The 24,476-nt window shown below is 73.5% G+C and carries 17 protein-coding genes and 1 other RNA gene; 14 read left to right on the top strand and 4 right to left on the bottom strand.

Annotation, left to right across the window (positions count from 1 at the left end):
- Positions 1 to 82 precede the first annotated feature (82 nt).
- Complete coding sequence (locus IG88_RS0120225; protein ID WP_031042918.1) at positions 83 to 1,480, bottom strand: ABC transporter substrate-binding protein; 1,398 nt, start codon at positions 1,478 to 1,480, stop codon at positions 83 to 85.
- Between the two features lie 245 nt (positions 1,481 to 1,725).
- A complete protein-coding gene (locus IG88_RS0120220; protein WP_031042917.1) occupies positions 1,726 to 5,535 on the bottom strand; it encodes an FHA domain-containing protein in 3,810 nt (1,269 codons plus the stop codon).
- 396 nt (positions 5,536 to 5,931) lie between these two features.
- Between IG88_RS0120220 and IG88_RS0120215 the strand changes: the two genes are divergently transcribed.
- From IG88_RS0120215 to IG88_RS0120200, 4 genes are all read left to right on the top strand, one after another.
- Positions 5,932 to 7,563: a serine/threonine-protein kinase gene (locus IG88_RS0120215; protein ID WP_031042915.1), complete on the top strand. Its 1,632-nt coding sequence runs from the start codon at positions 5,932 to 5,934 to the stop codon at positions 7,561 to 7,563.
- A gap of 123 nt (positions 7,564 to 7,686) precedes the next feature.
- Positions 7,687 to 8,934 (top strand): serine/threonine-protein kinase, encoded by a 1,248-nt coding sequence (locus IG88_RS0120210; protein WP_031042914.1) that lies wholly within the window; start codon positions 7,687 to 7,689, stop codon positions 8,932 to 8,934.
- A 77-nt stretch (positions 8,935 to 9,011) separates the two neighbouring features.
- Complete coding sequence (gene prfB / locus IG88_RS0120205) at positions 9,012 to 10,118, top strand: peptide chain release factor 2 (RefSeq protein WP_031042912.1); 1,107 nt, start codon at positions 9,012 to 9,014, stop codon at positions 10,116 to 10,118.
- 324 nt (positions 10,119 to 10,442) lie between these two features.
- Positions 10,443 to 11,168 carry an LPXTG cell wall anchor domain-containing protein gene (locus IG88_RS0120200; protein WP_031042910.1) on the top strand — a complete coding sequence of 242 codons (726 nt, stop codon included), beginning with the start codon at positions 10,443 to 10,445 and terminating at the stop codon, positions 11,166 to 11,168.
- Between the two features lie 137 nt (positions 11,169 to 11,305).
- Here IG88_RS0120200 and IG88_RS0120195 read toward each other — a convergent pair whose 3' ends face one another.
- Entirely contained in the window at positions 11,306 to 11,500 is a 195-nt protein-coding gene (locus IG88_RS0120195; RefSeq protein WP_031042908.1) for a hypothetical protein, read from the bottom strand.
- Between the two features lie 214 nt (positions 11,501 to 11,714).
- Here IG88_RS0120195 and ftsE point away from each other — a divergent pair, with 214 nt between their 5' ends.
- From ftsE to ssrA, 5 genes are all read left to right on the top strand, one after another.
- A complete protein-coding gene (gene ftsE, locus IG88_RS0120190; protein ID WP_019325705.1) occupies positions 11,715 to 12,404 on the top strand; it encodes a cell division ATP-binding protein FtsE in 690 nt (229 codons plus the stop codon).
- Positions 12,405 to 12,435: 31 nt separating this feature from the next.
- Positions 12,436 to 13,353 carry a permease-like cell division protein FtsX gene (ftsX, locus tag IG88_RS0120185; RefSeq protein WP_031042902.1) on the top strand — a complete coding sequence of 306 codons (918 nt, stop codon included), beginning with the start codon at positions 12,436 to 12,438 and terminating at the stop codon, positions 13,351 to 13,353.
- Between the two features lie 68 nt (positions 13,354 to 13,421).
- Complete coding sequence (locus IG88_RS0120180) at positions 13,422 to 14,621, top strand: S41 family peptidase (protein ID WP_199807476.1); 1,200 nt, start codon at positions 13,422 to 13,424, stop codon at positions 14,619 to 14,621.
- 46 nt (positions 14,622 to 14,667) lie between these two features.
- Positions 14,668 to 15,147, top strand: a complete 480-nt coding sequence (smpB, locus tag IG88_RS0120175) for an SsrA-binding protein SmpB (protein WP_007450171.1) — start codon at positions 14,668 to 14,670, stop codon at positions 15,145 to 15,147.
- 117 nt (positions 15,148 to 15,264) lie between these two features.
- Positions 15,265 to 15,664, top strand: a transfer-messenger RNA (tmRNA) gene (gene ssrA, locus IG88_RS40665).
- Positions 15,665 to 15,723: 59 nt separating this feature from the next.
- Here the strand turns inward: ssrA and IG88_RS0120170 are convergent.
- Positions 15,724 to 17,019 (bottom strand): MFS transporter, encoded by a 1,296-nt coding sequence (locus tag IG88_RS0120170; protein WP_031042895.1) that lies wholly within the window; start codon positions 17,017 to 17,019, stop codon positions 15,724 to 15,726.
- An 84-nt stretch (positions 17,020 to 17,103) separates the two neighbouring features.
- Between IG88_RS0120170 and IG88_RS0120165 the strand changes: the two genes are divergently transcribed.
- The 5 genes from IG88_RS0120165 to IG88_RS0120145 all read left to right on the top strand — a co-directional run bounded on the left by IG88_RS0120165 (position 17,104) and on the right by IG88_RS0120145 (position 24,410).
- Positions 17,104 to 18,075: a LysR family transcriptional regulator gene (locus IG88_RS0120165; RefSeq protein ID WP_031042891.1), complete on the top strand. Its 972-nt coding sequence runs from the start codon at positions 17,104 to 17,106 to the stop codon at positions 18,073 to 18,075.
- Between the two features lie 886 nt (positions 18,076 to 18,961).
- Positions 18,962 to 19,885, top strand: a complete 924-nt coding sequence (locus IG88_RS0120160) for a hypothetical protein (RefSeq protein WP_199807475.1) — start codon at positions 18,962 to 18,964, stop codon at positions 19,883 to 19,885.
- The gene (locus IG88_RS0120155) at positions 19,885 to 22,080 is read left to right on the top strand and encodes a glycosyltransferase (protein ID WP_031042888.1); all 2,196 of its coding nucleotides are present in this window, start codon (positions 19,885 to 19,887) and stop codon (positions 22,078 to 22,080) included. The genes IG88_RS0120160 and IG88_RS0120155 overlap by 1 nt, the downstream gene beginning before the upstream one ends.
- Entirely contained in the window at positions 22,077 to 23,414 is a 1,338-nt protein-coding gene (locus IG88_RS0120150; protein ID WP_031042886.1) for an acyltransferase family protein, read from the top strand. The genes IG88_RS0120155 and IG88_RS0120150 overlap by 4 nt, the downstream gene beginning before the upstream one ends.
- Before the next feature lie 81 nt (positions 23,415 to 23,495).
- Complete coding sequence (locus tag IG88_RS0120145) at positions 23,496 to 24,410, top strand: hypothetical protein (RefSeq protein WP_031042884.1); 915 nt, start codon at positions 23,496 to 23,498, stop codon at positions 24,408 to 24,410.
- Positions 24,411 to 24,476: the final 66 nt, after the last annotated feature.

Genomic DNA, 24,476 nt, shown 5'->3' with positions numbered 1-24,476 from the left:
CCTGCCCGGCTTGCGCGACCGGGGTGACTGGGGAGCGGCGGGGTCCCGTGAGGTCCCCGCCGCCGTGACCGACGTCATCGTGTCAGCCTCCGTAGGCGGCGGCCGCGTCCGCCTCCAGCTTCGCCTGGGCGCCCGCGACGTCCTTCGGGTTCTTCAGGAAGTCCTGCAGGGTCTTCCACTCGCCCTTGCCGGGGGTGCCGCCGAAGGCCTGCGGGGCCTGGTCCGACATGTCGAAGCGGAAGTCGTCACCGGCCGCGACCAGCGCCTCGGCGATCTTCTTCTGCACGTCGTTCGGGTACACCGAGGCGTCGACGCTCTTGTTGGGCGAGAGGAACCCGCCGAGCTTCGCCTGGATCGCCGCCGCGTCCGGCGAGGCCAGCCAGGTGGCCAGGGCCTGCGCCGCCTTCGAGTCCTTGAAGACCACGGCCGCGTCGCCGCCGGAGACCACCGGCGCGGTGTCGCCGACGGCCGGGAACGGGAACACCTTCGCGTCCGTGCCGACCTTCGCCTCGGTCTCACCGATGTTGACCTGGACGAAGTCGCCCTCGTAGACCATGCCCGCCTTGGGCTGCTCGCCGCCGGTGAAGGTCTGCGTCACCGAGGCCGGGAACTCCGTCTGCAGCGCGCCCGAGGCGCCGCCCGCGACGAAGTCCTTCTTGCCCCAGATCTGGGCGAGCGTGGTCAGGGCCTCCTTCACGGAGGGGTCCGTCCACTTGATCTTGTGCTGGGCGAGCTGGTCGTACTTCTCCGGGCCCGCCTGCGAGAGGTAGACGTTCTCGAACCAGTCGGTGAGCGTCCAGCCGTCCGCGCCGCCGACGGAGAACGGCGTGACACCCGAGTCGTAGACCATCTGCGCGGTGTCGAGCAGCTCGTCCCAGGTCTTGGGCTCGGACGCGCCCCCGTTCTCGAAGACCTGCGCGTTGTACCAGATCAGCGACTTGTTGGCGGCCTTGTAGTACACGCCGTACTGCTTGCCGCCGACCTTGCCGATGTCCTGCCAGCCCTGCGAGTAGTTCTCGCCCAGCTCCTTGGTGGCCTCGGCACCCAGCGGCTTGGCCCAGCCCTTGTCGACCGCCTGCTTGATGGCGCCGGGCTGCGGGAGCATCGCCACGTCCGGCGGGGCGCCGCCCGCGATCTTCGAGCCGAGGAAGTTGATGATCGGGTCCTGGGCCGGCACGAAGGTCACCTTGGCGCCGGTGCGCTTCTCGAACTCGGCGAGGACCTTCTTGAAGTTCTCCTGCTCGGCTCCGGTCCAGACGGCGGCGACCTCCAGGCTCTCGCCGTCCAGTTTCGGCAGGGTGACGGAGGAGGCGGGCTGCTTGCTTCCGCCGCCCCGACCGTCCTTGTCGCCACCGCCGTTGTCGTCGTCGCCGCCGCACGCGGTGAGCGAGAGCGCGAGTGCTCCCGCCGCGAGGACGGCTGCGGTCCTCGTGCCCCTCTTGACCGTTCTGCGTGTCCGGATGGTGCTGCTCGTGCGCATCACTGCCCCGTTCTTCGTTCCTCTTCGAACGCTCGGCGCTGTCCCGTGCGCTCTGGTGTACGCCAGGGGGGTGAGAGCGGCAAGGGCGCGTCCGCGGTGGAGGGGGGTTTCGTGACCGCGTCGTGACCATGATCAGACACCCGGCACGGGTGCGGGCGTTGCGGGGGCTGTCGCCCCGGGCCCCGCTTCGGCCTGGACGGGCCTCGTCCTCAGGCGCCGGACTGGCTGAGTGGCAGCCTCCGGCACTACAGGAGCGAGGGGACCTCCGCCGCCGAGACCTCGCGGGCCGCGCGCTCCAGGGCGCTGGCCAGGAGGGCCAAGTCGGTGGGGCCGTTGCCCAGTTCGCGTACCGGGCGGCGGGCGGGCGGGTCGCCCATGCGGTGCCATTCCAGGGGGACCACCGTGGGGCGCAGGGTCGCCGTGCGCGGGATGCGGCCCGTGACCCGGCCGCCCTGGAAGGCGGTGGTGCGTCCGTCGGGGCGGGTCAACCGGCCGCGTCCGGGCGCCGGTTCGTCCGGGCCCGGCACCGGGGCGTCCAGAGTGACGCGCAGGGTCGCGCGCAGGGCCGGTTCCGTGTTCTCCGTACGGCCCCCGGGGGCGGTCGCCGCCACCAGGTGGACGCCGAGCCGCTCGCCCTCGCGCGCGACGGCCTCCAGGGCCCGCATCACCGACCCCGCGGCGGGGCGCCCCGGGGAACCGAGCGGGGGAGTGACGAGGGCGTCGAGGTCGTCGACGACCACCACCAGGCGGGGGAGTGGCGGGACGGGTCCCGTGCGGCGTTTGGCGGCGGGCCGCAGGCGCAGGGTGGAGCTGGGCGGGGACTCGACGTCCCCGGTGTCGGAGACCGGCGCGGGCCCCGTCGCGGCCGGTGTGCGCTGGGCGACCAGCCGGCCCGACACCTCGCGCCCGGTGTGCCACTCGGCGAAGTGCGACCGTCCCAGCAGCTCGGCCCGCCGCTTCAGCTCGGCGCTCAGGGACTGGGCGAACTCCCGCATCCGCACGGGGTCGTTGGCCGTGAGGTGGGTGGTGACGTGCGGCACGTCCGTGCACACGCGCAGGCCCTCGCCGTGGGCGCCGCCCGAACTCACGCTGTCCCGGCCGTCCATGAGGACGACACCGAGCCGGTCGGGGCGTTCGGCCGAGGCGAGCGAGGCGACCAGCGCCCGCAGCAGCTCGGTGCGGCCGCTGCCGGGCGGCCCCTCGATCAGCAGGTGCGGTCCCTCGGCGGCCAGGTCGACCGGGACGGGGCCGCGCGGACCGGCGCCCAGCACCGCCTGTGCGCGGCCCCCGAGGGAGCCCGTGTCGTCGGCCGCGGCGGCCCAGCGGGCCATCAGGGAGGCGGGGGTGGCGCGGGCCAGGCCCAGTTCGTCGAGGAGCCGGGACGTCTGGGGGAGCGGTGCGGACACCCGCGCCTGCTGCTCGCCGCCGCCGCCGGCGGCGGCGCCGTCCGTGCGCAGCGGGGCCAGGGCCCGCGCGAAGCGCTCGGCCCAGGGCAGGGAGACGGCGTCCAGCGTGCCGAGGATGCCGTGCCCGACCGGGCCGGCGGACGCCGGCGGGGTGCCCGCGTCCACGCCCGCACCGGTGCCCGTGCGGGCGACGCGCAGCAGCCGCAGGGTCGTCGCCACGTCGCCGCTGAGCAGCGCCACGGCACCGCACTCCCGGAACACCGGCGACACCGCGCAGGCCGCCTCGTACGTCCGCGTCACGGGGGACGTGGGGGAGGCGGCGGCCGTCTCGGCGAGGCACACCACGTGGATCCCGGCCCGCGGTCCCTCCAGGGCCAGCCGCGCCACCGCCTCGCGCACGTCGGCACCGCCCAGGTCCCCGTCGACGACGACCACGGTGTACGGCCCGGTGGAGCCGCCGGCCGTGGGCGTGGACGGGCGGGCCGGTGTCTCTCCGTGCGTGTCCGCGAGGTGGTCGTCCAGGCGGCGGAGGAGCTCCTGGGCGCGGGCGCCGGCCTGCTCGCGGTCGTGGGCTAGCAGCAGGCGGCAGTCCTGGCCGTGTCCCGGGCGCACCTGCGGGAGCCAGCCGAGCCAGGACCACTCGGCGTTCCGCTCGGCGAGCGGACGGGAGCGGTCCGCGCTGACCAGAACGATCTCCAGGGTGTCGGGGGAGTGCAGCGCGGCGAGCTGGGCCAGCAGCGCGCGGGCCAGCCCGGCGAGCCGCTCGCGCGGGCCCGCCAGGCCGAGCGCGCCGACCTCGCGCAGGCCGGCGGTCACCGGTACGGCGGGCAGCGGGGCGCCACCGCCCGGCGCCGGCCGGTCGGCCGTGCCGAGCCGCACGGTGAGCGCCTCGGGGTGCCCCGGGCCGCGCTCCCACAGCCGCGGCCCCGGCCCCAGCGCCGTCAGCAGCAGCGAGGCGGGGTCCGGCCAGGTCTCCGGGGCGCGCGAGGGGCCGGACGGGGCCGCCGGAGCCGGTTCGGCCGACTCGTCGTCGTACGCGTGGACGCCGGACGCGCCGCCCTCCGGAGCGCCCCCGCGCCCACCGGCCAGCCGCCGCGCCCACGCGCCTATCCCACCCCGCCTGCGCACCTCCTGCGGCACCTCGGTACCGCGCAGGGGGGTGCCTTTGCGGCCGGTGCGAGTCTCCGGTGCGGCACCGGAGCTGCGTCCGGGGCGGGTGTCGGGCCCGACCGGGTCGTCGGCGCTCCGTCCCGCGTGGGTTCCGCGGCCGGTGCGGTCGTCGGGTCCGGGGCCGTCCGCTCCCCGGCCGTGCGCGTCGGCGGAACGGCGGGCAGGCTCCCCGGCGGCGCCCGTACGGGCTCCCCGCGCACCGGAGGGGCCGGAACCCGCCTCGCTGCTGCTGCCGGGGCCGCCCGGGCCGTACGCGTCCGGTGCGGACGTACCGCTGCCGTACGTGCCGGCGTGAGGCGTGCCCCCGGTCGGTGTGCCCGCTCCCCGCCCGCCCCGCGCGGAAGCGCCCCGGCCGTGACCGTCCGTCCCCGCGCGGGGACCGCCCGGGGCGTACGCCCCCGCGCCCCGCGCGCCGCCGTGGGTCTCGCCCCCGGCGGGTGACTGCCGGGGCAGGCCCGCCGTGGGGCCGGTGCCGTGGCTCTCGATGCGGGGGGCGCCGCCCTGGCCGGGGACCTGCGGCGGCTCGACCGTGCCGTACGCACCCGTGCCGTACGCGCCCGTGCCGTACGCGCCCGTGCCGTACGCCCCCGTGCCGTACGCGTGGTGCGTTCGCGTGGACGCCCCGGTGCCGCCGGGCCGCGTCCCCCGCGCCGTGGCGTCCGGTGCGGAGCCGGACGGGGACGCGTCCCGCGCGTGGTCGCCGGTGCCGTCGGGCGCCCGGGTGCCGTCGGCCGCGCGCGCGTGGGCCACCGCGTCGCCGTCACCGCCGCCCGGGGCGGGCGCCCGGAACCCGGACAGCCGTACGTGCCCCTCCCCGTCCGGCGTCGTCGCCACCCGCACCTCCGCCGCCGGCGGCACCGGCACCAGCCGCAGGGCCGACTCGCCGATCCGCAGCAGCGCACCCGGCGCGAAGCGGACCGGGCGGTCGCCCACGCGCGCGCCGTCCAGCGTGGTGCCGTTGGTGGAGCCCAGGTCGGCGACCGAGACGCGGGCGTCGGGACCGACGGTCACGGCGCAGTGCATGCGGGAGACGTCCGGGTCGTCGAGCGCGACGTCGGCGTCGGCCGAGCGGCCGAGCCGGATCTGGCCGCCGTGCAGGAGGTGGACGCCGCCCGCGTCGGGGCCCGCGACGACGTGCAACTGGACGGGGACGTCCGCCGGCTCGGCGTGCGGATCGGGCTCGCCCGGGGCGCCGAGGCAGAGCACGGCGCCGTCGACCAGCGGGGGCTCGCCCAGGGTGCTGCGCTGGGCGTCGAGGCGCTGCGCGCCGGAGTACAGCACCACCTGGCCCGAGCCCGTGCCCTCGCCGGGGAGCGTGGCGGCCAGCGCGGAGGCGACCGCGGCCAGGGCCGTGCCGGCCGGCGCGGTGACGAGTACGTCGCACCGCGCGGCGCGGCCCCCCGCCGGGGCCTCCGAAGCCGCCGGGGCGGCCGGAGCATGCGGGCCCAGCGGGTCTACGACGGTCAGCCGGATCTGCATCGCCGTCAGCGGTCCCTTCGCGCGGGCGCCCGCACACCGGGACGGAAGCCGCCACCACGGTCCCCCACCGCGGACTTCCCCCACCGTCACACGAGCACGTCGGCCAGTACTGCACGCATCCTCGCACCTGCCACTGACAACGCGCCCGCCGCCCGCCGCCAAATGATCTTGATTGGTCGGCTCTGCCCCCAAAAATGCCTGACGGGTGCCCCGCGGTTGACCGAATGCCGTCCGCTTGAGATCGGTCACGTCCGGTCAGCGGCAACCCGGGGACCGGGTCGCGCGTCTTTCCTTCGAACGTGGTCCGCGAGCGGCACTACAGTTGGGTCCGACTGGGACCGACCGGTTCTGCAACAGTGGGTCCGAACAGCCAGCAAGCAACTAGGAGCGCATGACGTGCGGCCCGTCGGCAGCAAGTACCTCCTCGAGGAGCCCCTCGGCCGCGGCGCCACGGGCACCGTCTGGCGTGCCCGCCAGCGCGAGACCGCGGGCGCCGAGGCGGCCGTGGCCGGTCAGCCCGGCGAGACCGTCGCGATCAAGGTGCTCAAGGAAGAGCTCGCGAGCGACGCCGACATCGTGATGCGCTTCCTGCGCGAACGTTCCGTCCTGCTGCGGCTCACCCACCCCAACATCGTCCGGGTCCGCGACCTGGTCGTCGAGGGCGAGCTGCTGGCTCTCGTCATGGATCTCGTCGACGGCCCCGACCTCCACCGGTACCTGCGCGAAAACGGGCCGCTCACCCCGGTCGCCGCGGCCCTGCTCACCGCGCAGATCGCCGACGCGCTGGCCGCCAGCCACGCCGACGGCGTCGTCCACCGCGACCTGAAGCCGGCCAACGTCCTGCTGAAGCAGACCGGCGACGAGATGCACCCGATGCTCACCGACTTCGGCATCGCCCGCCTCGCCGACTCGCCCGGCCTCACCCGCACCCACGAGTTCGTCGGCACGCCCGCCTACGTCGCGCCGGAGTCCGCCGAGGGCCGCCCGCAGACCTCCGCCGTCGACGTCTACGGCGCCGGCATCCTGCTGTACGAGCTGGTCACCGGCCGTCCCCCGTTCGGCGGCGGCTCCGCCCTCGAAGTGCTGCACCAGCACCTGAGCGCCGAACCGCGCCGCCCCTCCACTGTCCCCGACCCGCTGTGGACGGTCATCGAGCGCTGCCTGCGCAAGAACCCCGACGAACGCCCCAGCGCCGAGAACCTCGCCCGCGGCCTGCGCGTCGTCGCCGAGGGCATCGGCGTGCACGCGAGCAGCGCGCAGATCGGCGCCGCCGAGAACGTCGGCGCGCTCCTGGCCCCCGACCCCGCCCCCGCGCAGGTCCCCGGCACCCCCGACGGCGCCTACGACCCGAACGGCGCCACCAGCGTCCTGCCGCACACCGGGGGACCGGCGGGCGCCGCCGACCCCACCGCCGTGCTCCCGAGCACCGGGGCGGCCGACCCGACCGCCGTCATGCCGCCCGTGCCGCCGGGGCAGCCGGGCGCCCCGGGGCAGGGCGGGCCCGAGGACCCGCACCCCTGGCAGAACCAGCTCCGCGCCGCCCGCGACCGCAACGAGCAGACGCAGGTCCAGTACCTCGACCCCGGCCAGGACCCGCTGCGCCGCCGCCCCCAGCGGCAGGTCGCCCGCCCGCCCCAGCAGCCGCGCCAGGCCCCCCAGGGCCCGCCGCCGCAGCAGCCCGGCTACGGCTACCCGCAGCAGCCGCAACCGCAGCGCTACGCCACCCCGCAGCCCCAGCCGCCGCAGCGGTACGCCCCGCCGCCCGCGCCCGAGCCGCAGCAGCCCCGGCGGGAGCCCAGGCCGCCGCGGCAGCGCAGCGCCAACCCCATGCGCATCCCGGGCCTGGGCTGCCTCAAGGGGTGCCTGTTCACGATCGTCATCCTGTTCGTGGCCGGCTGGCTGATCTGGGAGCTGAGCCCCCTGCAGGACTGGATCGGCACGGGCAAGGGCTACTGGGACCAGCTCAGCGACTGGTTCTCCACCGTGACCGGCTGGATCGGGGACCTCGGCGGCTCCGGCAGCGGCTGAGCCGGCCGGAACACCCGAGTCCGGAGACTTGTCGACATCCGGAGGGTGATTTCCGCCTCCGCCGTGAAGGCCGGCTCCCAGGACGCGTACTTTTAGGCGCAACACGCGTCGGTAGGAGCAGTCTTGGCACGGAAGATCGGCAGCCGGTACACCGCCCACCAGATCCTCGGGCGGGGCAGCGCGGGCACGGTGTGGCTGGGTGAGGGTCCCGAAGGGCCCGTAGCGATCAAGCTGCTGCGCGAGGACCTGGCGTCCGACCAGGAACTCGTCTCCCGCTTCGTCCAGGAGCGCACCGCGCTGCTCGGCCTGGAGCACCCGCACGTCGTCTCGGTGCGCGACCTGGTCGTCGACGGCAACGACCTCGCGCTGGTCATGGACCTGGTCCGCGGCACCGACCTGCGCACCCGCCTGGACCGGGAGCGGCGCCTGGCGCCCGAGGCCGCGGTGGCCGTCGTCGCGGACGTCGCGGACGGTCTGGCCGCCGCGCACGCCGCCGGGGTCGTGCACCGCGACGTCAAGCCCGAGAACGTGCTGCTCGACATGCAGGGCCCGCTCGGCCCCGGCGGCTCGCACCCGGCGCTGCTGACGGACTTCGGGGTGGCCAAGCTCATCGACACCCCGCGCCGCACCCGCGCCACGAAGATCATCGGCACGCCCGACTACCTGGCCCCCGAGATCGTCGAGGGCCTGCCCCCGCGCGCGGCGGTCGACATCTACGCGCTGGCCACGGTGCTCTACGAGCTGCTCGCGGGCTTCACGCCGTTCGGCGGCGGCCACCCCGGCGCCGTGCTGCGCCGCCACGTGACCGAGACCGTCGTCCCGCTCCCCGGCATCCCGGACGAGCTGTGGCAGCTCCTCGTCCAGTGCCTCGCCAAGGCCCCGGCCTCCCGGCTGCGCGCCTCCGAGCTGAGCGCCCGGCTGCGCGAGCTGCTGCCGATGCTCGCCGGAATGGCCCCGCTGGACGTGGACGAGCCCGACGCCGGGCACGAGGAGGAGGCGGCGCCCGAGGAGGCCCCGGCCGCGACCGCGCCCTCCGGCGAGCCCGTACGGCGCCGGGGCGCGGTGCCGCTGGTGCCGGGCGCCAAGCCCGCCGACTCCAACCGCGACACCCACACGTCGATGCGCGTGCCCGCCCCCGACGAGCTGGCCGGCGGCGCCCGCGGCACCGCACGCGCCCCGCGCGCGGCGGGCGCCCCGCGTCCCGGCTCGGCCCGCAACCGCGCCACCGCGCGGCGCCGCCGGATCGCGGTGGGCGCCGGGGCGGTGGCCCTGGTGGCGGCGATCGGCGTCGGCTCGTGGCTGGCCACGAGCGGGGACGAGGACGGCACCGGACCCGACGACACACGGAACTCGGCCCCGGCCGCTCCCTGAGGCCCGCCCGGCCGCCGGGTCCGCGCCCGCACCCCCGCCGGGCGTGGACCGGCGGCCGGAGCCGTTACGCTGGATGCGTGGCAGTCGTCGATGTATCCGAAGAGCTGAAGTCCCTCTCCTCGACCATGGAGTCGATCGAGGCCGTCCTGGACCTCGACAAGTTGAGGGCAGACATCGCCGTGCTCGAGGAGCAGGCGGCCGCGCCCTCCCTGTGGGACGACCCGGAGGCGGCGCAGAAGATCACCAGCAAGCTCTCGCACCTCCAGGCCGAGGTGCGCAAGGCCGAGACCCTGCGCGGCCGGATCGACGATCTCGGCGTGCTGTTCGAGATGGCCGAGGAGGAGGACGACCCGGACACCCGTGCCGAGGCCGAGTCCGAGCTGGCTGCCGTCCGCAAGGCGCTGGACGAGATGGAGGTCCGCACCCTGCTCTCGGGCGAGTACGACGCGCGTGAGGCGCTCGTCAACATCCGCGCCGAGGCGGGTGGCGTCGACGCCGCCGACTTCGCCGAGAAGCTCCAGCGCATGTACCTGCGCTGGGCCGAGCAGCACGGCTACAAGACCGAGGTCTACGAGACGTCGTACGCGGAGGAGGCCGGCATCAAGTCGACCACCTTCGCCGTCCAGTCGCCGTACGCCTACGGCACCCTCTCCGTCGAGCAGGGCACCCACCGCCTCGTGCGCATCTCGCCCTTCGACAACCAGGGGCGCCGCCAGACCTCCTTCGCGGGCGTCGAGATCCTCCCCGTGGTCGAGCAGACCGACCACATCGAGATCGACGAGTCCGAGCTGCGCGTGGACGTGTACCGGTCCTCCGGCCCCGGCGGCCAGGGCGTCAACACCACCGACTCGGCGGTGCGCCTGACGCACATCCCCACCGGCATCGTCGTCTCCTGCCAGAACGAGCGCTCCCAGATCCAGAACAAGGCCACCGCCATGAACGTCCTCCAGGCCAAGCTCCTGGAGCGCCGCCGCCAGGAGGAGCAGGCCAAGATGGACGCCCTCAAGGGCGACGGGGGCAACTCCTGGGGCAACCAGATGCGTTCGTACGTGCTGCACCCGTACCAGATGGTCAAGGACCTGCGCACGGAGCACGAAGTGGGCAACCCCGAGGCCGTGTTCAACGGCGAGATCGACGGTTTCCTCGAGGCCGGCATTCGCTGGCGCAAGCAGCGGGAGAAGTAGAGCGAAGCGGAAGCACCGCTTTGTCGACAAGGCAACTGCCGCTGTCCGAGCGGCAGTTGCCTTTTCTTCGCCCCCTGTTCGCCGGTGATGTCTGGGTTTTGCATCACACTCACACCCATTGTGTCCGGCATACGTCCCGTACCTGGACATCGCGTACGCAATGACCTTGACGATGCTTTGAACATTCGGAATGGTGAGGCTCGGCATGCGTATTTCTGGGGCGCATGTGAACCGGGGGGCTTGAGCACATGCAGCCGTCCCCCGTCGATCACGGCCCCCGAGTGCGGCCTCACCGACTAATCGGCTACTGGGGGTAGCAACTACATGACGAAGAAGACGCGCATCCGTGTCGCGCGCATCGCGGCCGGCGCCGTGATCGCGGCCGGCGCCTCGCTGACCGCGGCGGGTGCCGCCTCGGCGCTCGAGATCGGCGTCAGCGCGAACTCCAGCGACAGCGGCCTCGGTCTCGGCCTGAGCGTCCAGGGCGACGACGACGGCGACCCGTGCGACATCGGCACCGGCCCGGAGTGCGAGACGCCGGACCCGACGGACCCGGGCACCACCGACCCGGAGCCCACCGACCCGGGCACCACCGACCCCGAGCCGACGGACCCGGGCACGACCGACCCGGAGCCCACCGACCCGGGCACCACCGACCCCGAGCCGACGGACCCGGGCACCACCGACCCCGAGCCCACCGACCCGGGCACCACCGACCCCACGAGCCCGAGCAACCCGGGTAACGGGAACGGGAACGGCCACGGCAACGGCAACGGCAACGGCGCCGGTGGCAACGACAACACCTCCCCCGACGGCGGTGGCAACGACAACGTCGCGCAGAACCAGGGTTCCTCCGCCCTGACCGACACCGGCGAGCAGGCCCCGGCCTCCTCCGACGCCGCCGCCCAGGGCAACGGCAAGGAGCTCGCCGAGACCGGTGCCGCGGAGACCACGTTCCTGCTGGTCGGCGCCGCGACGATGATCGCCGGCGGCATCGGCTTCCGCTTCCTGCCGCGCCTGATGAACGGCCGCGGCGGGGCTGCTGCCTGACGGTAGCCGCCCGCGTACGCACCGCGCACGCAGGGGAAGGGGCCCGGAGCGTCACCCGCTCCGGGCCCCTTCCGTACTCTCCGGGTCCGTGGTCGTGCCCCGCCCCTGGAGGCCCCGTGGGGCTCGCTCCGGGCGCGTCAGACGGTCTGCTGGGCCAGCAGTGCCACGGCGGCGACCAGCACCGCCAGCAGCGCGACCAGCGCCATCGGGTTCAGCCCCGAGAAGGGGTTGCTCTCCTGCTGCAGCCGCTCGCGGTTGGCCCGGCACACCGGGCACCTGCCCTCGCTCACGGGCGCCGCGCAGTTCGCGCACACCAACCGGTCGTACGTCATGCGCTCGCCCTCCTTGCCACCGGCTCTGTCCGGAACAACGCCCGCGGCGGTGCGAACGTTCCCCTTCCACTGTGCCAGGTTCCGTGGGGCCCTGCGCGCCCTGCCGCGGGGACAAAACGCGCAACTGATACGCAACCCCGACCGGTGACTGCGGTCGGCTCCCCGGTTCGCGTATGGTCACGCACATCTACCCCCGGCGACCCGTGGTGCATCCGTGATCCGATTCGACAACGTCTCCAAGGTCTACCCCAAACAGAGCCACCCAGCCCTCAGGGATGTCTCCCTGGAGGTCGAGAAGGGCGAGTTCGTCTTCCTCGTGGGATCCTCCGGCTCGGGCAAGTCCACCTTCCTGCGGCTGATCCTCCGCGAGGAGCGGTGCAGCCACGGACAGGTGCACGTGCTGGGCAAGGACCTCTCCCGCCTGTCCAACTGGAAGGTGCCGCAGATGCGGCGCCAGTTGGGGACGGTCTTCCAGGACTTCCGCCTGCTGCCGAACAAGACGGTCGGCGAGAACGTCGCCTTCGCCCAGGAGGTCATCGGCAAGTCCCGCGGCGAGATCCGCAAGTCCGTGCCCCAGGTGCTCGACCTCGTCGGACTCGGCGGCAAGGAGGACCGCAGGCCCGGCGAGCTGTCCGGCGGTGAGCAGCAGCGCGTCGCCATCGCCCGCGCCTTCGTCAACCGGCCCAAGCTGCTGATCGCGGACGAGCCCACGGGCAACCTGGACCCGCAGACCTCCGTCGGCATCATGAAGCTGCTCGACCGGATCAACCGGACCGGCACCACCGTGGTGATGGCCACGCACGACCAGAACATCGTGGACCAGATGCGCAAGCGCGTCATCGAGCTGGAGAAGGGCCGCCTCGTCCGGGACCAGGCACGCGGTGTCTACGGCTACCAGCACTGACGACGAGGAACGAAAGGCTTAACGAGACGCCATGCGCGCCCAGTTCGTAGTCTCGGAGATCGGTGTCGGTCTTCGCCGCAATCTCACGATGACCTTCGCGGTCATCGTCTCGGTCGCCCTGTCCCTGGCCCTGTTCGGCGGTTCGCTGCTGATGAGCGACCAGGTCAACACCATGAAGGGCTACTGGTACGACAAGGTCAACGTCTCGGTCTTCCTCTGCAACAAGAGCGATGCCGCGTCCGACCCCAACTGCGCCAAGGGCGCGGTGACCGAGGACCAGAAGAAGCAGATCATGGCCGACCTCGACGAGATGGCGGTCGTCGAGAAGGTGACGTACGAGTCGCAGGACGAGGCGTACAAGCACTACAAGGAGCAGTTCGGCGACTCGCCGCTGGCCAGCTCCCTCACGCCGGACCAGATGCAGGAGTCGTACCGGATCAAGCTGAAGGACCCCGAGAAGTACCAGGTCATCGCGACCGCCTTCGACGGCCGCGAGGGCGTGCAGTCCGTGCAGGACCAGAAGGGCATCCTGGACAACCTCTTCGGTCTCCTCAACGGCATGAACTGGGCGGCCCGCGCGGTGATGGCCCTGATGCTCGTCGTCGCCCTGATGCTGATCGTCAACACCGTGCGCGTCTCGGCGTTCAGCCGGCGCCGCGAGACCGGCATCATGCGTCTCGTGGGCGCTTCGGGCTTCTACATCCAGGCGCCGTTCATCATGGAGGCGGCGGTCGCCGGTCTGATCGGCGGTGGTGTGGCCTGCGGATTCCTGGTGATCGCCAGGTACTTCATCATCGACCACGGGCTCGCCCTCTCCGAGAAGCTGAACCTGATCAACTTCATCGGCTGGGACGCCGTCCTGACCAAGCTGCCGCTCATCCTGGCCGTGAGTCTGCTGATGCCCGCGTTGGCGGCGTTCTTCGCGTTGCGCAAGTACCTGAAGGTGTGACACATACCAAGGGGGTCGTACGGTCGCTCGACCGTACGGCCCCTGTGCGTTGTCCTAGACTCACCGGCATGTCAGGTCGTGCCCTGTTCTGCCAGCCCCGTCGCGCACGCCACGGGGCCGCCCTGACCTTGGTGTTCGCGAGCGTGCTCGTCGCGGGCGCGGCCAGCGGCTCGCTCCCCGGGACGGACCGCAAGTCCGGTCCCGGCACGCCCCGTTCGGTCGCCCAGGCCGGTCAGCAGGCCCGCCAGGACGACGTCGCCCGCGCGGCGGCCGAGGCCATGGCCGACGGCAAGTCCCCCGTGGAGGCCGCCGAACGCGCGGTCAGCCGCAGCGGCGACCGCTGGGGCGCCATCTACTCCCAGGGCGAGTACGAGGAGTTGGAGGACGCCCTCGACGGCCGGTACACCGGCGTCGGGCTCTCCGCGCGCCGCGAACGGGACGGCCGGATCGAGGTGACCCGGGTGCGCTCCGGCTCGCCCGCCGCCGACGCCGGCATCCGCGAGGGCGACCGGCTGCGCAGTGTCGACGGCACGCGGGTCGACGGGCGGCCCGTCACCGAGGTCGTCGCCATACTCCGTGGCGACGGCGAGCGCGAGCCCGCCGGCACCGCCGTCCGGCTGGGCCTGGAGCGCGGCACGCGCGCGTGGACCGAGACCGTCCGGCGCGCCCGGCTGTCCACGGACCCCGTGACGGTGCGCACGCTCGCCCACGGCCTCACCGTCGTCAAGGTCACCTCCTTCACCAAGGGCGTCGGCGCGCAGGTGCGCGAGGCCGCGGCCCGCGTGCCCTCCGGCGCCGGGGTCGTCCTGGACCTGCGCGGCAACTCCGGCGGCCTGGTCGCCGAGGCCGTCACCGCCGCCTCCGCCTTCCTCGACGGCGGCCTGGTCGCCACGTACGACGTCGACGGCGACCAGCGGGCCCTGCACGCCGAACCCGGCGGCGACACCACCAGGCCCCTGGTCGCGCTCGTCGACGGCGGCACGATGAGCGCGGCCGAGCTGCTCACCGGGGCCCTCCAGGACCGCGGCCGGGCGGTCGTCCTGGGCTCCCGCACGTTCGGCAAGGGCTCGGTGCAGATGCCGAGCCGGCTGCCCGGCGGCTCGGTGGCCGAGCTGACCGTCGGCCACTACCGCACGCCCTCCGGCCGAGGCGTCGACGGCACGGGCATCACGCCCGACCTGGAGGTCGACCCGGCCGGCCCCGCCGCCCTGGAGCGGGCCCGCACCGTGCTCAGCGGCCTGGGGCGCGAGGCGGACGGCCCCGCGTAATCGGCTTTCCGCCGGGCCCCTCCGTAGTGCCAAAATGGACCGCACTATGGCTAAGGAAAAAGGGCGCAAGCTGATCGCGCAGAACAAGAAGGCGCGGCACGACTACCAGATCCTCGACACCTACGAGGCCGGCCTCGTGCTGTCCGGTACCGAGGTGAAGTCGCTGCGCCAGGGGCGGGCCTCACTGGTGGACGGCTTCGTGCAGTTGGACGGACACGAGGCGTGGCTGCACAACGTGCACGTGCCGGAGTACAGCCAGGGCACCTGGACCAACCACAGCGCGCGGCGCAAGCGGAAGCTGCTGCTGCACCGCGTGGAGATCGACAAGCTGGAGTCGAAGTCCCAGGAGACCGGTCACACGATCGTGCCCCTGGCGCTCTACTTCAAGGACGGCCGGGCCAAGGTCGAGATCGCGCTGGCACGCGGCAAGAAGGAGTACGACAAGCGGCAGACCCTCCGGGAGAAGCAGGACCGGCGCGAGGCGGAGCGGACGATCTCGGCGATCCGGCGCAAGCAGCGGGCCTGAGCCGCGGGAATAGGCTGGCACGGGTGCGTGTTGGTCACGTACGATGGCACCTGCACCTCACAGCGGGTGCGCGCCCTCTTCGGAGGGGCCTCTCCGGAGGGTTTGAAAAATCAACATGGGGATGATCGGTTTCGACAGCGGCTGTCGAAGCAGGGGAAGCGTGTCGAGGAAGCGGCCATGATCTCGTAAACCACAGGCCGAAAAAAATAATCGCCAACACCAAGCGCGATTCCTCCCAGCAGGCCTTCGCCCTCGCTGCCTGATCTCAGGTAGCAGAGCGAGCCTCCTATTAAGGGAGTGTCAGCCCGGGGCTGTTCCCGACCCGGATCCTGGCATCAGCTAGGGGACTAAACCTTGATCCCGGTCACGGGGTGAAGAGGGAAACCAAACAGTGACTGAGCCCGTCGGAGACTTGTCCGCGTGATCTCCGGGGCCGAGAAAATCGAAGCGGACTGCACACGGAGAAGCCCTGGTTCCGCACCGTTGGACGCGGGTTCGATTCCCGCCATCTCCACATTCCCAGGACCCCCTGGGGTCGCCGGACACACTTCCGGTGACCCCAGGGGGTTTCCGCGTTCAGGCGGACTGGCGGGTGGGGAGCAGGGCGAGGAGCAGGGCCAGGGCCGCCGCCGTGACCGGGATGCCGTAGGCGGCGGTGGGGGAGAGGTGTTCCACCGTCCAGCCGCCCGCCGCGCTGCCGCAGGCGATGCCGCCGAGCAGGCCGGTCACCGCGAGGGTCATGCCCTCGTTCAGGCGGCCCTCCGGAGTGCGGTGCTGGACCAGGGTCATCGTGGTGACCATCGTCGGCGCCGTCGCCATGCCGCCGATCAGCAGTGTGAGCGCGAGCAGGGGCAGCGAGCCGTCGAGGGAGGCCGCGAGCAGGGGCAGGACCAGCAGGGCCGTCATCGCGGCCACGCACCACGGCAGGCGGCGCTCGGCCGGTCCGGCCGGCTTGAGCGCGCCGTAGAGCAGGCCCGCTGCGCAGGAACCGGCCGCCTGCAGGGCGAGGACCGCTCCGGCCGCCGCGCGGTGGCCCTGCGCGTCCGCGAAGGCGATCGTCACGACCTCCATCGAGCCGAAGATCCCGCCCATCGCCAGGCACACCACCAGCAGCGGCGGGATGCCGGGGGCCCGGAAGGGTGCCTTGGCCGTCGGACGCGGTCGGGCCGGCGGCTCGGTCGAACGCTGGGCGGTGAACAGCAGCATGCCGCTCACCAGCAGCACCACGGCCACGAGCGTGCCCGCCTCGGGGAACAGCGCCGTGCACAGGAACGCCGCGAGGACCGGGCCGAGCATGTAGCACAGCTCGTCCGTGGCCTGCTCGAAGGAGTTCGCGGTGTGCAGCGCGTCGGCGTCGCCCTTCAGCAGGTACGACCAGCGGGCGCGGGCCATGCCGCCGGTGTTGGGCGTCGTCGCGGTGGCGGCGTACGCGGCGAACAGGGTCCAGGCGGGTGCCCCGTACCGCACGCACAGCAGCAGGGCGACGGAACCCAGCGCGGCGAACAGGGTGGCGGGCACGGCCACCCGGGCCTGGCCGAGCCGGTCCACGAGCCGCGCGGTCCACGGGGCGACCAGCGCCGTGGCGGCCAGTCCCGTCGCGGTGACGGCGCCGGCGAGGGCGTACGAACCACGGGTGCCGGCGATCATCACGACCGCGCTCACGCTGAACATGCCCTGCGGCAGCCGGGCGATCAGGTTCCCGGCGGTGAAGGCCCGGGCGCCGGGCGTGGACAGGAGGCGCCGGTAGGGGCCCGGCGGCCGGCGCCGGGTGCGGGGGCGGAAGTCGGCCGCGACCACGGTGTCGGCGGTGACGGCGAGGAAGGGGGCGGGCGAAGCCGGGCGGGAGGGGCGCGCGGGGGTCGGTCGGGGCATGGGAACCACCGTCGCCCGGGGGCGCTCACGGGGTCCAACACCTTCTCCGTGGCCATTCACGCGGTCCCGTTGTAAATTCACCGGATGTCCGCACCCGCCCACCTCGACCCCCGCCTCCTGCGCGCGTTCGTCGCCGTCGCCGAGGAACTGCACTTCACCCGTGCCGCGGCCCGGCTCTACGTCGCCCAGCAGGCGCTCAGCAGGGATGTACGGCGCCTGGAGCGGGAGTTGGGGGCCGAGCTGTTCGTCCGCACCACCCGGCAGGTGACGCCGACGGCCGACGGCGAGCGGCTGCTGCCGTACGCCCGCCGGGTCCTCCAGGCGCAGGACGACCTGCTCGCCGCGTTCGGGCAGGCCCGCCCGCTGCTGGTCGACCTCAACTCCCCGGGGCTGGTCACCGGCCGGGTCGTCCTGGAACGGGCGCGTTCGCTCGCCCCCGAGTTGGAGCTGATGGCCCGATACGAGAGCGGGCTGACCCACGCCGCCGGTGAACTGGTCGCGGGCCGGCTCGACGCCTCCTTCGGCCGGTTCGCGGGACTGCCGGCCGCGCTGCGGGCGGGGCTCTGCCACCAGCCGGTGCGCTGCGAGCCCATGGCGGTCGTCCTGCCCGAGGACCATCCGCTGGCCGGGCTGGCGGAGGTGCCGTTGTCCGCGCTCGCCGGGGAGAGCGTGTACGCCGGGGCCGGCAACCCGCGCACGCCGGAGTGGACCGAGCTGGCGCACCGCCTGTTCGAGGGGCGCGGCATCCGTGTGGCGCCCCCCGTGCCGCTGGCCGTCGGCGAGGAGGAGTTCCAGCGCATCATGGACAAGACGCGCAATCCGATCCTCGCCGTGCGGAGCTTTCCGGCCATGCCCTCGACCGTGGTGCGCCCGCTCGTCGGCCCCGTGCCGCTGTCGCCGGTGTCACTTGTCTGGCGAAAGGGACTCGTCCATCCCGCGCTCGACGCGCTGCGCCGGGCGGCGTCCCAGGTCGCGACCGAGAAGGGTTGGCTCGGGGTTCCCGACGGGAGCTGGATTCCGGCCGCCGACGCTGCTGTGATGTCCGTCCACAACTGACACGCGGGAACCACACATCCTCCGCGTGCGCTACATTCTTTGCCTGAGCACGGTGTGGTACAGGGGGCGCTCGACCTGGTGGGGGCCGGTTCGGCCGACGCGTGCTCGGAGTCGTGTGTGCGCCCGGTGGTATCCCTTGGGGGGAAGTGCGCGCGCGTGGAGAACTGGCAAAAAGACGCCCAACCGGAGTGGCCCGAGGCCGGGTCCGGGGCTCGTGACCTCTCGGAGGCAGGACGACATGCTGACGCCACCGAGGTGTTGCCGGCGGCCCGGGTCCTCCCTCCGGCCGGGGGGTCCCCGATGAGCGCGCGGGAGTCCCGCGGGGCCGACGGACACACCGGGCCCGGTTCCGCCTCTGCCAACCCTTCCGTGCCTTCCACGCCTTCCATACCTTCAGCTCCTGCCGGACCCGCTTCAGGTCCGGGGTGGTTCGGGGAGTCCGGTGACGGTCCGCGCGCGGGCGCGGGCTCAGCCGCCGACCGGACGGAGTTCCTGGGCGCCCGAACGGGCGGCCACCGCCGCCGTGTTCCGAACCCGGGCCCGTCGGCCCAGGGGCGAATAACCTGGGGCACCACCGGCCCGGCCGGGACGCACCCCGGCAACGCCGCCCCGCCCCACGCCCCGGACGACGCCGCCCCGGGGGCCGCCTCTTTCGGCAGGGCTCCGTATGCCGCTCCGGCGCCCGTCGGCCGGTCCGACCCGTGCCTTCCCGGCGTCCGCCTCCTCTTCCGCGTCCGTCTCCCCGGACGGTTCCGTCGTCCCGGGGGCCGCCTCTTTCGGCAAGGCTCCGTATGCCGCTCCGGCGTCGGGTGGCGCTCACGGCGCTCACGCGGACCTCGACCGGACGGATGTCCTCCCGTCGGCCGGTCCCACCCGTGCCCTGCCCGTGTCCGCGCCCCCGGCCGGTCCCGTCACCGCCGTACTCCGCGACCCCTGGCAGGAAGGGCCGGACACCGAGGGCGAAGAAGGCGCCGGGGCCGGTGCCGCCGATCACACCCACGACCCGCACGAGGTCACGGTCCAGCTCGACGCCGTCCAGCTCGGCGACGGCAAGCTCCTGCGCGCCGAGCGCGGGCACCGCAAGAGCCGTACGGAGCCGTCCGAAGGGCCCGTCTTCGTCGACGCCTCGGGGCGCCGCAGCCGCCTGTACCGCCGCCTCGGCATCCTCGTCGGCATCGCCTGCGCGGTGTACGCCGTCGTCATCGTCTCCACGCTGCTCTCCGGCAACTCCGACGCGCCCTGGATGCCCGTACCGGGCCAGGAGGAGGGCGCACCGGCCGGGAAGGTGGACACCACCCCGCTGCCCTCGCAGCCGGCGCAGCCCTCCGGCACCGGCGGCACCGTTCCGCAGGCCAGCCCCTCGGCCGGCACCGGCACGGCGACCGCGCCGGGGAACGAGGCACCCGCGTCCGGCGGGTCCGGCGTCGCCGACGGCACCGCGCAGCAGCCCGGCACGAGCCGCGGCCCGCAGTCCCCGGCGTCCGGCGCCGGTCAGAACCCGGGCGGTTCGGACGTGACCGGCCCCGGCCCGGCGCAGTCGACGCAGGCGTCGACGCCTCCCGTCACGGACCCGTCGACCCCGGCGGGCGGCGGCGACACCCCCGCCGAACCGACCGGACCCACCGGTGGTTCCAGCACGGGCACCGACCCGGGTGAGGGCGGCACCAACCCCAACGGCGCGGGCGACCCGGACCCCGTCGCCGGTCCGGCCGGAACGCCCGTCGCGGTCGCCGGTCCGGCGGGCACCGCCGCGTCCTCCGCCTCCGACTCTTCCGCCTCCCTTTCCCTGTCCCCGGAGAACACCCTCTGATGGCATCCCGCACCCGCCGTCACGGGGCCGCGCGCAGCGCCCGTGAGGGCTCCCGCCGTCGCCTGCCGTTGCGCCTGCTGCTTCCGCTGCTCGTCCTGGTCGCCCTGGTGGCGATGCTCATGCTGCGCGGCTACGTGCACAGCGAGATCCTCGCCGACCACCGCGTCCAGCCGCCCACCGCGACCACCCACGTACCCGAGAAGATCCTCGAGGGCGGCCCGGTCATCGACACGCGCGGCGGCCGTACCGAGAGCCTCAGCGTGCCCGACCACCGGCTCGTCCTCACCTTCGACGACGGCCCGGACCCGACCTGGACGCCGCGCGTCCTGGACGTGCTGAAGAAGCACGACGCGCACGCGGTCTTCTTCGTCACCGGCACCATGGCCTCCCGCTACCCCGGCCTGGTCGAGCGCATGGTCGACGAGGGCCACGAGGTGGGACTGCACACCTTCAACCACCCCGACCTGTCCTACCAGTCCACCAAGCGCATCGACTGGGAGCTGTCGCAGAACCAGCTCGCGCTGACCGGCGCGGCCGGGGTGCGGACCTCGCTGTTCCGTCCGCCGTACTCCTCCTTCGCCGACGCCATGGACAACAAGTCCTGGCCGGTCACCCAGTACATAGGCGGCCGCGGCTACCTCACCGTCGTCAACAACACCGACAGCGAGGACTGGAAGAAGCCCGGCGTCGACGAGATCATCCGCCGGGCCACGCCGCACGGCGGCAAGGGCGCCATCGTCCTGATGCACGACTCCGGCGGCGACCGCCACCAGACCGTGCAGGCCCTGGACCGGTTCCTGCCCGACCTGAAGGACAAGGGCTACGAGTTCGACAACCTCACCGAGGCCCTGGACGCGCCCAGCGCCATGACCCCGGTGACCGGCGCCGAACTGTGGAAGGGCAAGGCCTGGGTCTTCCTGGTCCAGGCCTCCGAGAAGCTCACCGACGTCCTCGTGGTCGGCCTGGCGGTCATCGGCACCCTGGTCATCGGGCGGTTCGTCCTGATGCTGCTGCTGTCCGGCGTCCACGCCCGCCGGGTGCGCCGCAGACGCTTCCGCTGGGGCCCGGCGGTCACCGAACCGGTGACGGTGCTGGTCCCCGCGTACAACGAGGCCAAGTGCATCGAGAACACGGTCCGTTCCCTGGTGGCCAGCGACCACCCGGTCGAGGTCATCGTCATCGACGACGGCTCCAGCGACGGCACCGCACGGATCGTGGAGAGCCTCGGCCTGCCGGGCGTGCGGGTGATACGCCAGCTCAACGCGGGCAAGCCGGCCGCGCTCAACCGGGGCCTGGCCAACGCCCGTCACGACATCGTCGTGATGATGGACGGCGACACCGTCTTCGAACCCTCCACCGTCCGCGAACTCGTCCAGCCCTTCGGCGACCCGAAGGTGGGCGCGGTGGCGGGCAACGCGAAGGTCGGCAACAAGGACAGCCTCATCGGCGCCTGGCAGCACATCGAGTACGTGATGGGCTTCAACCTGGACCGCCGGATGTACGACGTCCTCGGCTGCATGCCGACCATCCCCGGCGCGGTCGGCGCCTTCCGCCGCTCCGCCCTGGAGCCCATCGGCGGCATGAGCGACGACACGCTCGCCGAGGACACCGACGTCACCATGGCGCTGCACCGGGCCGGCTGGCGGGTGGTCTACGCAGAGAACGCCCGCGCCTGGACCGAGGCCCCGGAGACCGTCCAGCAACTGTGGTCCCAGCGCTACCGGTGGTCGTACGGCACGATGCAGGCCATCTGGAAGCACCGCCGCGCGGTGATCGAGAAGGGCCCCTCGGGCCGTTTCGGCCGCGTGGGCCTGCCCTTCGTCTCGCTCTTCATGGTCCTGGCCCCGCTGCTGGCCCCGCTGATCGACGTCTTCCTGCTCTACGGCATCGTCTTCGGCCCCACCGGGAAGACGATCGCGGCCTGGCTCGGCGTCCTCGCCATCCAGGCGGTCTGCGCGGCGTACGCCTTCCGGCTCGACCGGGAACGCATGACCCACCTGATCTCGCTGCCGCTGCAGCAGATCCTCTACCGCCAACTCATGTACGTCGTCCTGCTCCAGTCCTGGATCACCGCGCTCACCGGCGGTCGCCTGCGCTGGCAGAAGCTGCGCCGCACCGGCGTCGTCGGGGCACCCGGCGACTCCGTGCCGCAGCAGCGGGGGCGCGGCAACGCCGATCGGAGGCCCGTGGCATGACGCACGGACACATCGCCGGTCCGGGCCCGGGCCCGGAACCGGCCCACCCGTACGACCCCGGGTACGCGGGACTCCCGGACGGGCCCGCGGGGATGCCCTACGCGGTCCCGCGACAGCGCACCACGCCGCCCGTGCCGGACTCCGCGCCGGCTCCCGCGCCGTCCGGCGGGAAGCCGGGCCGCGACCGGTACCTCGACCTGCTGCGCTCGATCGCCCTGGTCCGCGTCGTGGTCTACCACCTCTTCGGCTGGGCCTGGCTGTCGGTGCTGTTCCCGTCGATGGGCGTGATGTTCGCGCTGGCGGGCTCGCTGATGGCGCGTTCGCTCAAGCGCCCGGCGCTGAGCGTGATCCGCGGGCGCGTACGCCGCCTCCTGCCGCCGATGTGGGCCTTCGCGGCGGTCGCGCTGACGATGATGTTCCTGAACGGCTGGAACCCGTCCGAGGATCCGGACCGCGGCGGCACCTGGGGCCTGATCGAGCTGTTCAACTACATCGTCCCGATCGGCGCCCCGCCCTACCCCTGGCACGTCGGCTCCCAGTCCGGGCTGCTGGAGGACACCTGGGCGGTGCAGGCCGCCGGCCCCCTGTGGTACCTGCGCGCCTACCTCTGGTTCGTCGTCGCCTCCCCGCTGCTGCTCTGGCTGTTCCGCAGGGCCCCCTGGCCGACGCTGCTCGCGCCGCTCGGCCTGACGGCGGTCGTCGGCACGGGCCTGGTGACCATCCCGGGTGAAACCGGCCTCGCCATCACCGACTTCGCGGTCTACGGGAGCTGCTGGGTGCTGGGCTTCGCCCACCACGACGGCCTGCTGAAGCAGATCCCGCGGTACGTCTCGGTCTCCTGCGCCTCGCTGGTGATGGCCTTCGGCCTGTGGTGGGCCTCGGGCCATCTGGGTCCCGACGGCTGGGACCTCAACGACATCCCGCTCGCCCAGGCCACCTGGTCGTTCGGTTTCGTCGTGATCCTCCTCCAGTACTCCCCCTCGTGGCGGGAGCTCCCCGGCCGGCTGGCCAACTGGGACCGGCTGATCACCCTCTCCAACAACCGCGCGGTCACCATCTACCTGTGGCACAACCTGCTGATCATGGCGACGGTCCCGATCATCGACCTCGCCTACAAGCTCCCCTTCATGCAGAGCGAGCGGGCGGTCGGCGCCCTCGACGGCTCGTACACGCTCTGGATGTTCTCCCTCGTGTGGCCCCTCATCGGCCTGGCGATCCTGGCGGTCGGCTGGGTCGAGGACCTCGCCGCGAAGCGGAAGCCGAGGCTCTGGCCGAACGGCGCCAAGCGCTCCGCGGGGCGGCGGTCCGCCACGGGCGCCTCGCACCGGGGCTGACGCCCGTCCTGGCGCCGTGGGAGACTGCCTCGGTTGCGGGAGTGGACAGGGCGGCGTGAGCCGGGCAGGGGGAGCAGCGGGATGAGCAGGCGGCAGACGCAGAAGATGCTGCAGCTGATGGGGAGCGGGGAGCCGGTCCAGCTCACCAGCCGGATGTCGTCCGTCAAGAAGCTCGCCAGGCTCGCCTTCGTCGCCCAGCAGTTCGGGTACGAGTACGCCGACGTGCGCCAGAGCGGCGGGAGCAACGCGGCGCTCACCATGCTGCTGGTCCCCGACCCCGCCCCGCAGGCCCGCACCCGGGCCGCGCAGAACTGGGCGCAGTACCCGAACGCGGGCGACGGGGTGTCCCTGCCGCCGCTCGTGCCGGACGCCTTCGAACTCCTCAAGGCCCGCATCAACTTCGACCTCACCGGCAAGAACGCCCAGAAGAACATGGGCTACGGCGCGCTCGGCGCCACCATCGCGTGCGTGGTCCTCGCCTACCGCCAGGGCGGCTCCTCCGACGACTTCGTCATCTCCGGGATCATCTGGCTGGTCCTCATGGCGGTCCTGGGCATCGGCCTCCTCGTCACCCGCAAGCGCAACGCCAAGTTCGCGGCGCGGCTGCAGGCCGCGGGGTTCGTGCCGATGGCCGACGAGACGGGACGGGTGCGGTACCTGCCGCCCGGCGGGCACCTGCCGGGGCACGGGAACCCCTTCGGCGCCGCCGCGCCCGGCGGCTACGGACAGCCCGCCCCCGGCCCGTACGACCCCCAGCCGCAGCAGCAGCCGTACGGCCACCCGCAGCAGGCCGCGCAGCCGTACGCCCAGCCGCCGCAGCCCTACGCGGCCCCGCAGCCGCAGGCGCAGCAGCCGTACCCGCCGCAGCCCCCTGCGCAGCAGCCGTACCCGTCGCAGGCCCACCCGCAGCAGCCGTACCCGCCGCAGCAGCCGTACCCTCCGCAGGGCCACCCGCAGCAGAACCCGCACTGGCAGCCCCAGCCCCCGCGGGGCTGAGCGCGACCTCTCACCCCGCGGCCTTGCCGGGTGAGAGCAACGTTCCCTCCCGGTCATCCACAGCCC

The sequence above is a fragment of the Streptomyces sp. NRRL F-5650 genome (assembly GCF_000721365.1).
Lineage (GTDB): Bacteria > Actinomycetota > Actinomycetes > Streptomycetales > Streptomycetaceae > Streptomyces > Streptomyces ardesiacus.
The sequence above is the reverse complement of the archived record's forward strand: the minus strand, read 5'-3'. Positions and strand labels throughout refer to the sequence as shown.

Bases quoted from the DNA above. Each gene is read 5' to 3' on its own strand.
- IG88_RS0120200 (WP_031042910.1), top strand. From the start codon at position 10,443: ATGACGAAGAAGACGCGCATCCGTGTCGCGCGCATCGCGGCCGGCGCC.
- IG88_RS0120225 (WP_031042918.1), bottom strand. From the start codon at position 1,480: ATGCGCACGAGCAGCACCATCCGGACACGCAGAACGGTCAAGAGGGGC.
- IG88_RS0120150 (WP_031042886.1), top strand. From the start codon at position 22,077: ATGACGCACGGACACATCGCCGGTCCGGGCCCGGGCCCGGAACCGGCC.
- ftsX (WP_031042902.1), top strand. From the start codon at position 12,436: ATGCGCGCCCAGTTCGTAGTCTCGGAGATCGGTGTCGGTCTTCGCCGC.
- IG88_RS0120195 (WP_031042908.1), bottom strand. From the start codon at position 11,500: ATGACGTACGACCGGTTGGTGTGCGCGAACTGCGCGGCGCCCGTGAGC.
- smpB (WP_007450171.1), top strand. From the start codon at position 14,668: ATGGCTAAGGAAAAAGGGCGCAAGCTGATCGCGCAGAACAAGAAGGCG.
- IG88_RS0120165 (WP_031042891.1), top strand. From the start codon at position 17,104: ATGTCCGCACCCGCCCACCTCGACCCCCGCCTCCTGCGCGCGTTCGTC.
- IG88_RS0120180 (WP_199807476.1), top strand. From the start codon at position 13,422: ATGTCAGGTCGTGCCCTGTTCTGCCAGCCCCGTCGCGCACGCCACGGG.
- IG88_RS0120170 (WP_031042895.1), bottom strand. From the start codon at position 17,019: ATGCCCCGACCGACCCCCGCGCGCCCCTCCCGCCCGGCTTCGCCCGCC.
- IG88_RS0120145 (WP_031042884.1), top strand. From the start codon at position 23,496: ATGAGCAGGCGGCAGACGCAGAAGATGCTGCAGCTGATGGGGAGCGGG.
- IG88_RS0120155 (WP_031042888.1), top strand. From the start codon at position 19,885: ATGGCATCCCGCACCCGCCGTCACGGGGCCGCGCGCAGCGCCCGTGAG.
- IG88_RS0120220 (WP_031042917.1), bottom strand. From the start codon at position 5,535: ATGCAGATCCGGCTGACCGTCGTAGACCCGCTGGGCCCGCATGCTCCG.